Source organism: Pseudomonas sp. 1D4, assembly GCF_001728925.1.
In the GTDB taxonomy this organism is placed as follows: Bacteria; Pseudomonadota; Gammaproteobacteria; order Pseudomonadales; family Pseudomonadaceae; genus Metapseudomonas; species Metapseudomonas otitidis.
On the sequence record NZ_LXJQ01000098.1, the window covers coordinates 1 to 6,227 of the forward strand.

Below are 6,227 nucleotides of genomic sequence, written 5' to 3' on the forward strand. Positions count from 1 at the left end.
TCGAAGTAGAACATCTGCACTCGACCAGCCATGGTCTCCTTCTGCAACAGACTATTCATCACCAGCAGACTGTCACCCGCGATCAGCCGATTGGCCCAACCACGTTCATGGCGATAAAAGTCGATGGCATCCCGCAGCGGTAGGTTCTCGAAAGGCGCATCGAATAGCCCCGGCTGGAATGCCTTCTCGGCTCCCTTACCCTTGCCTTCCTTCTTCATCACCTTGCGGACAGCCGACAGGATGCTGGCCGGGTCGATCCGCTCATGCACATGCAAGCTGACGGTATCCACTTCGAAACTGGTGCGCTCGGCCTTACCGGCCCAGTTCAGGTAGGGGGACTGGGTACGCTTCAGCTCCTCCAGTGCCTGACGCATCCATTCGGTATTGCCGGACTCAAGGGCATCGTCAATCAGCTGCTCGATACGGGCACGCTGCGGGTCGAAGTTCACGGTCGGATCGAGATGCGGGTCATAGGCCCACTTGGTCTGCCCCGCATCAGGATCGGTAGCCGGGGTCACCATACCTACTTCCGGGTTGTTCTTGCGCTTGTCCTGATGGCGGTAGGAAAGCACCTGTGTCTCTTCACCCGGCTTAGCACGGCCAGCAGTTGGCTTGGCTGGTTCAGCCTTGGGCTTACTCTTTGTGGCTGCTGCAGGTTCCTCAGCTTCGACGACCTGAGTAGCCAGCCCGAAGGAGTCCGGCTGTGCATCCACAAGACGTACCGATCCACCACGGCCTTTCCCGGTTACAACGGCACTGCTGGCAATCAGCTCTGCGTGAACCTGCCAGTATTGCTCCTCGGTGATCGAAAGCCCATCCTTGGAAAGCTGCTCTTCTATCTCACGGCGAAGGGCGCCATTGCCCTTTGTGGCTCCATCTGCAGGAAGCAACGAAAGGAAGGTGGCCTTGAGGCGTTGGGCCAGATCGGTCATGCGAAGGACTCCACATCCTTGGTGGTTGGATGAGTGCAGCTACACCCACAGTGCGAAGGCGCAAGAATGCCAGCATTTGCTTACTGAATCACGCATCCCGCTATCACGTGGCTGCTGGAGCTGTAAAAAATAATTCCGTCCCACCAAGGACTTACAGGGAAGAATGCGCAGCCTAAAATGCCCTACAAGCCCGCTTCACGGCAGCCGTTGAGATCCCCCAGTGCTTGGCGGTATCTGCAATGCTGGCCTCGTTCTCTTTCCTCCAGATGGCCACGGCCTGATCATCGATCACCTTCGGTGCCCCCAGCTTCTTGCCCTGCGCCCTGGCTCGCTCGATCCCGGCCATCTGACGTGCCTTGATGTTGGCTCGCTCCAGTTCAGCTACGGCAGCCAGCATGGTGAGCATGGCTTTGCCGACTGGACTGGATAGGTCGAAACCTTCGCGCATCGAGACCACGGTCACGCCCTTGGCCTTCAGGGCTTCGACTGTTTCCAGAACGTCGATGGTGTCTCTGCCCAATCGGTCGATGGCTGCCACGACAACCGTGTCTCCTTTCCTGGCGTAGGCATGGAGTGCCTTGAAGCCCTCTCGTTGCAGTGCTTTGGTGGCACCGCTGGTTGCCTCATCGGAGAACCACTCATGGATGTTGTAGCGCTGGCTGATGGCGTGGCGCTGGGCTTCGTTGTTCTGTTCAGAAGTGCTGACGCGGACGTAGGCAAGTACTGCAGTCATGGATAGATACTCCAACCTCCAGATGGATCGTTATCTTGGATCAGAATAGTGCATGATGGATCCGTGATTTTCAACAGAAGCGATCCATGCGGAAGCCGCATTCTTTCGTTGCTCTCTGGAAGCGTTTTGCTTGGTTACGGGTTCACACCTTCTGATCCACCCCCTGAGTGCGCACGGGAATCCATCTCGCGGTCATGCGGGCTGATCTGTCCTTCCATCGAGGCCTCTGGCCAGAGCACGGTACTCGTTCACATTGGAGTGAGTTCGAGGCCCATGGGTGATCGACGTGAGCCGGCTCACCCTCGCTGTCGACAGGGAAGCCTGAGCATCGTGTTTGACGGGGGAGGGGGTGCCCTGTTTTTTCAGGCGAGGAGGGGTGGGGGCCGGGGGGAGTCGAGTGGGACGGCTCGATGGATAGGGGCTCGCATTTTTGCTCAAAAAATAGCCGGTTGGGGTGTGGCCAAGTGATCCAAAAGGGATCCAGAAGTGATCCGAAACGGTGATCCAAAGTGCTCGCAATGGCGTACGTCAGGTCTATAGAATGGCGCTCAACTTGAAAGCAGTGTGATGAGCAAGAATCGCTGGAAGCCAGGATTTACGAGGGCTGCCGGTCCCCTCGCAACGATCAGCCGTGAACCCGGTCAGGCCCGGAAGGGAGCAGCCGCAGCGGTGACATTGTGTGCCGGGGTGTGGCTGGTAGGGTCGCCTCCTTATACCTCCTCTCGCTTCATCCCCTTCTTGCTGATTTCTCCGCCACGCATTGCGTGAGCACGGTCGTGTCACGTTCCGTCCTTTATGGCGTTCCTGCTACCGAAAGAAGTTCGTCACGAGTGTGCATCTCGGGTGCAATTTGCAGGTTGCTCCGCTAGCATTAGCCCCCTCCCGATTCACTGCTGCGACGGTTTTCAATGAGTTATCAGGTTCTTGCGCGCAAATGGCGTCCCCGCTCGTTCCGGGAAATGGTCGGCCAGACCCATGTGCTGAAGGCCCTGATCAACGCCCTGGACAACCAGCGCCTGCACCACGCCTACCTCTTCACCGGTACCCGTGGCGTGGGCAAGACCACCATCGCGCGCATCCTCGCCAAGTGCCTGAACTGCGAGACCGGCATCAGCTCCACGCCCTGTGGCCAGTGCTCGGTCTGCCGCGAGATCGACGAAGGTCGCTTCGTCGACCTGATCGAAGTGGACGCCGCGAGCCGCACCAAGGTCGAGGACACCCGCGAGCTGCTGGACAACGTGCAGTACGCGCCGACCCGCGGTCGCTACAAGGTCTACCTGATCGACGAAGTGCACATGCTCTCCACGCACTCGTTCAACGCGCTGCTCAAGACCCTCGAAGAGCCGCCGCCCCATGTGAAGTTCCTGCTGGCCACCACCGACCCGCAGAAGCTGCCCGTCACCATCCTCTCCCGCTGCCTGCAGTTCTCCCTGAAGAACATGCCGCCGGAGCGCGTGGTGGAACACCTGACCCATGTGCTCACTGCCGAAAGCGTCCCCTTCGAGGCGGATGCGCTGTGGCTGCTGGGCCGCGCCGCCGATGGCTCCATGCGCGATGCCATGAGCCTCACCGACCAGGCCATCGCCTTTGGTGAAGGCAAGGTTCTGGCCGCCGACGTGCGCACCATGCTCGGCACCCTCGACCACGGCCAGGTCTACGGCGTGCTCCACGCGCTGCTGCAGGGCGATGCCCGTGGCGTGCTGGAGGCCATCCGCCACCTGGCCGAGCAGGGCCCGGACTGGAACGGCGTGCTGGCCGAAATCCTCAACGTGCTGCACCGTGTGGCCATCGCCCAGGCTCTGCCCGATGCCGTCGACAACGGCCAGGGCGACCGCGATCGCGTGCTGGCGCTGGCCGAGGCACTGCCGGCGGAAGACGTGCAGTTCTACTACCAGATGGGCCTGATCGGTCGTCGCGACCTGCCCCTGGCGCCGGACCCGCGCGGCGGCTTCGAAATGGTGCTGCTGCGCATGTTGGCGTTCCGCCCGGCCGATGCCGACGGTGCGCCGAGGGTGGTGCTAAAGGACCCGGGGATCAGCAAGGCCACAGCTGATTCCAGCCAGAACCCCGTGGCCGGAGCCGCCGTCGCGGCTCCGGCGGCCGTCATCCCCGCGCCCGTGACCCAGCCGCCCATGCCGGCTCCTGTCGCCGCGCCCGCTCCGGCGGTCGTGCCGGCCCTTCAGCCGGCGCCGGAACCGGTGGTCGAGGCCGCGCCTGCTGCCGCCGTGGTATCCGAGCCTGAACCCGAGCCTGTAGCGCCGGTCGAGCCCGTTGCTTTGAGCGAGCCGGTGGTGGAGCCGCAGCCCGCCGTGGTTGCCGAGCCTCCCGCCGAGGTGCCGGTCGACCTGCCCTGGGAAGAGCCCGCAGCAGTGGCCGCGTCCGCGCCAGTCGCGCAGCCTGCCCCCGAGCCCGAGCCCGAGCCCGAGCCCGAGCCCGAGCCCGAGCCCGAGCCTGTAGCCGAAGCGACCGTATCAGCCCCTGTCGCCGCAGCGCCGGTGTCTCTTGCAGAAGCCGTGCCGGCCACCGAAGCGCCCTTCGACGACGAAGAGCCGCCGCCCGGGGACTATGACGACTACTATCAGGCGGACGCCGATTCCATCGCCTACCTCGACGAGCTTCCCATCGGCGAGGCAGCAGTGGTGGCTGAGCCCGAGGTCCTGCCGGATGTGCAGCCGGCCACTGGCCTGGCTGCCGAATGGCTGGACCTGTTCCCGCGCCTCGGCATTAGCGGCATGACCGGCAACATCGCCGCCAACTGCACCCTGGTGGCGGTGGAGGGCGACACCTGGCGCCTGCACCTGGACCCGGCCCAGAGCGCCCTGTTCAACGCCACCCAGCAACGGCGCATGAACGAGGCCCTCAACCAGTACCACGGCCGCACCCTGACGCTGGAAGTGGAGATCCGTCGCCCCGAGCAGGAAACCCCGGCCCAGGCTGCCGCCCGCAAACGTGCGGCCCGCCAGCGTGATGCCGAAGACTCGATTGCCAGCGACCCGCTGGTGTTGAAGATGATCGAACAGTTCGGGGCCAGCGTGCGCCCGGACACCATTGAACCCCTTGACCGCTGAGGACAACCATCATGATGAAGGGTGGCATGGCAGGCCTGATGAAACAGGCCCAGCAAATGCAGGAAAAGATGCAGAAGATGCAGGAAGAGCTGGCCAACGCCGAAGTCACCGGTCAATCCGGTGCGGGCCTGGTGAGCGTGGTCATGAACGGCCGTCACGACGTCAAGCGCGTGAGCCTGGATGACAGCCTGATGCAGGAAGACAAGGAAATCCTCGAAGACCTGATCGCCGCCGCCGTCAATGACGCCGTGCGCAAGATCGAGCAGAACAGCCAGGAGAAGATGTCCGGCATGACCGCCGGCCTGCAACTGCCGCCCGGCTTCAAGATGCCCTTCTAAGTGGGGAGCGCCCAGCCAGCACGCATTACTGCGTTGCGAACGGCTCCGGGCATCCTCATTTACAGACGTAAACTCCGGTGCCCGTAGCCGTTCACGCCTTGTACTGCATGCCGTCTGATCGCTCCTGGCGACAGCGACTGTAATAGAGGTCGGAAGCGAGCAGGGCACCGGAGCTCGTTTCAGCCCCAATCCGAGATTTCTGAATGAGCTTCAGTCCGCTGATCCGCCAACTGATCGACGCCCTCCGCATCCTGCCCGGTGTAGGCCAGAAGACGGCCCAGCGCATGGCGCTGCAGTTGCTGGAGCGTGACCGCAGCGGCGGCCTGCGCCTGGCCCAGGCACTCACCGCCGCAATGGAAGGCGTCGGGCATTGCAAGCAATGCCGCACCCTGAGCGAGGACGACCTCTGCCCGCAGTGCGCCGATCCGCGTCGCGACGACTCACTGCTGTGCGTGGTGGAAGGGCCGCTGGACGTCTTCGCCGTGGAGCAGACCGGCTATCGCGGCCGTTTCTTCGTGCTCAAGGGACACCTCTCGCCCCTGGATGGCCTCGGGCCGGAAGCCATCGGCATTCCCGAACTGATGGAGCGGATCGAGGCCGGTGCCTTCAGCGAAGTGATCCTCGCCACCAACCCGACCGTGGAAGGGGAAGCGACCGCCCACTACATCGCCCAGTTACTGGCACCCAAGGGGCTGATCGCTTCGCGCATCGCCCACGGCGTACCGCTGGGTGGCGAGCTGGAGCTGGTGGACGGCGGCACCCTGACCCACGCCCTGGCCGGCCGCCGCCCCATCGGCCTCTGACAGGCTCTTGAAAGGCTAGAGGCGCTGCTGCTGCGGCGTTGAAACGCTTTCAACATGCTCATATAGCCCACGTATACCGCGCTTCGTTGGTCGCTTTCGGCTTGCATCGGTTGCCTTGTCGACGTTCTTCGGCAGCCTGCTGACGCGGAAGAGGGTAGGCCCCGCACAGGTCGCGCGGGGTGGCGTCAGTCGTCGAGCGATTTTCGGGCACCCAGCTCGCAGCTCCACAGCTCCAGTGCCGGCTGGCGCGTCGTGGGTGGGCCTAGCCAGTCGCTCAGGGGGCGGCAGCGCTGGTCCACGCACAATTGATAGTCCCCCGCCTCGGGTGTGCGCCCGAGGCGAAGCGGTTGCAG

At 63.3% G+C, this 6,227-nt stretch carries 4 protein-coding genes, 1 other RNA gene and 2 pseudogenes; 4 read left to right on the forward strand and 3 right to left on the reverse strand.

The genetic code is table 11. The annotated features are described in order from the left end of the window. Positions 1–932 (reverse strand): annotated as a pseudogene (locus A7D27_RS28565) (hypothetical protein); the annotation flags it as partial. Between the two features lie 172 nt (positions 933–1,104). After that, positions 1,105–1,665, reverse strand: a complete 561-nt coding sequence (locus A7D27_RS26460) for a recombinase family protein (protein WP_069566629.1) — start codon at positions 1,663–1,665, stop codon at positions 1,105–1,107. A gap of 605 nt (positions 1,666–2,270) precedes the next feature. Between A7D27_RS26460 and ffs the strand changes: the two genes are divergently transcribed. The 4 genes from ffs (at position 2,271) to recR (ending at position 5,874) form a co-directional block, all read left to right on the forward strand. Then, positions 2,271–2,367, forward strand: an RNA gene (ffs, locus tag A7D27_RS26465) — signal recognition particle sRNA small type. A 206-nt stretch (positions 2,368–2,573) separates the two neighbouring features. Next, complete coding sequence (dnaX, locus tag A7D27_RS26470) at positions 2,574–4,733, forward strand: DNA polymerase III subunit gamma/tau (protein WP_069566630.1); 2,160 nt, start codon at positions 2,574–2,576, stop codon at positions 4,731–4,733. 11 nt (positions 4,734–4,744) lie between these two features. Then, a complete protein-coding gene (locus A7D27_RS26475) occupies positions 4,745–5,071 on the forward strand; it encodes a YbaB/EbfC family nucleoid-associated protein (protein ID WP_044412787.1) in 327 nt (108 codons plus the stop codon). 203 nt (positions 5,072–5,274) lie between these two features. Then, positions 5,275–5,874: a recombination mediator RecR gene (gene recR, locus A7D27_RS26480; protein ID WP_069562545.1), complete on the forward strand. Its 600-nt coding sequence runs from the start codon at positions 5,275–5,277 to the stop codon at positions 5,872–5,874. Positions 5,875–6,059: 185 nt separating this feature from the next. Here the strand turns inward: recR and A7D27_RS28885 are convergent. Beyond that, positions 6,060–6,227, reverse strand: a pseudogene (locus A7D27_RS28885) (DUF1850 domain-containing protein); the annotation flags it as partial.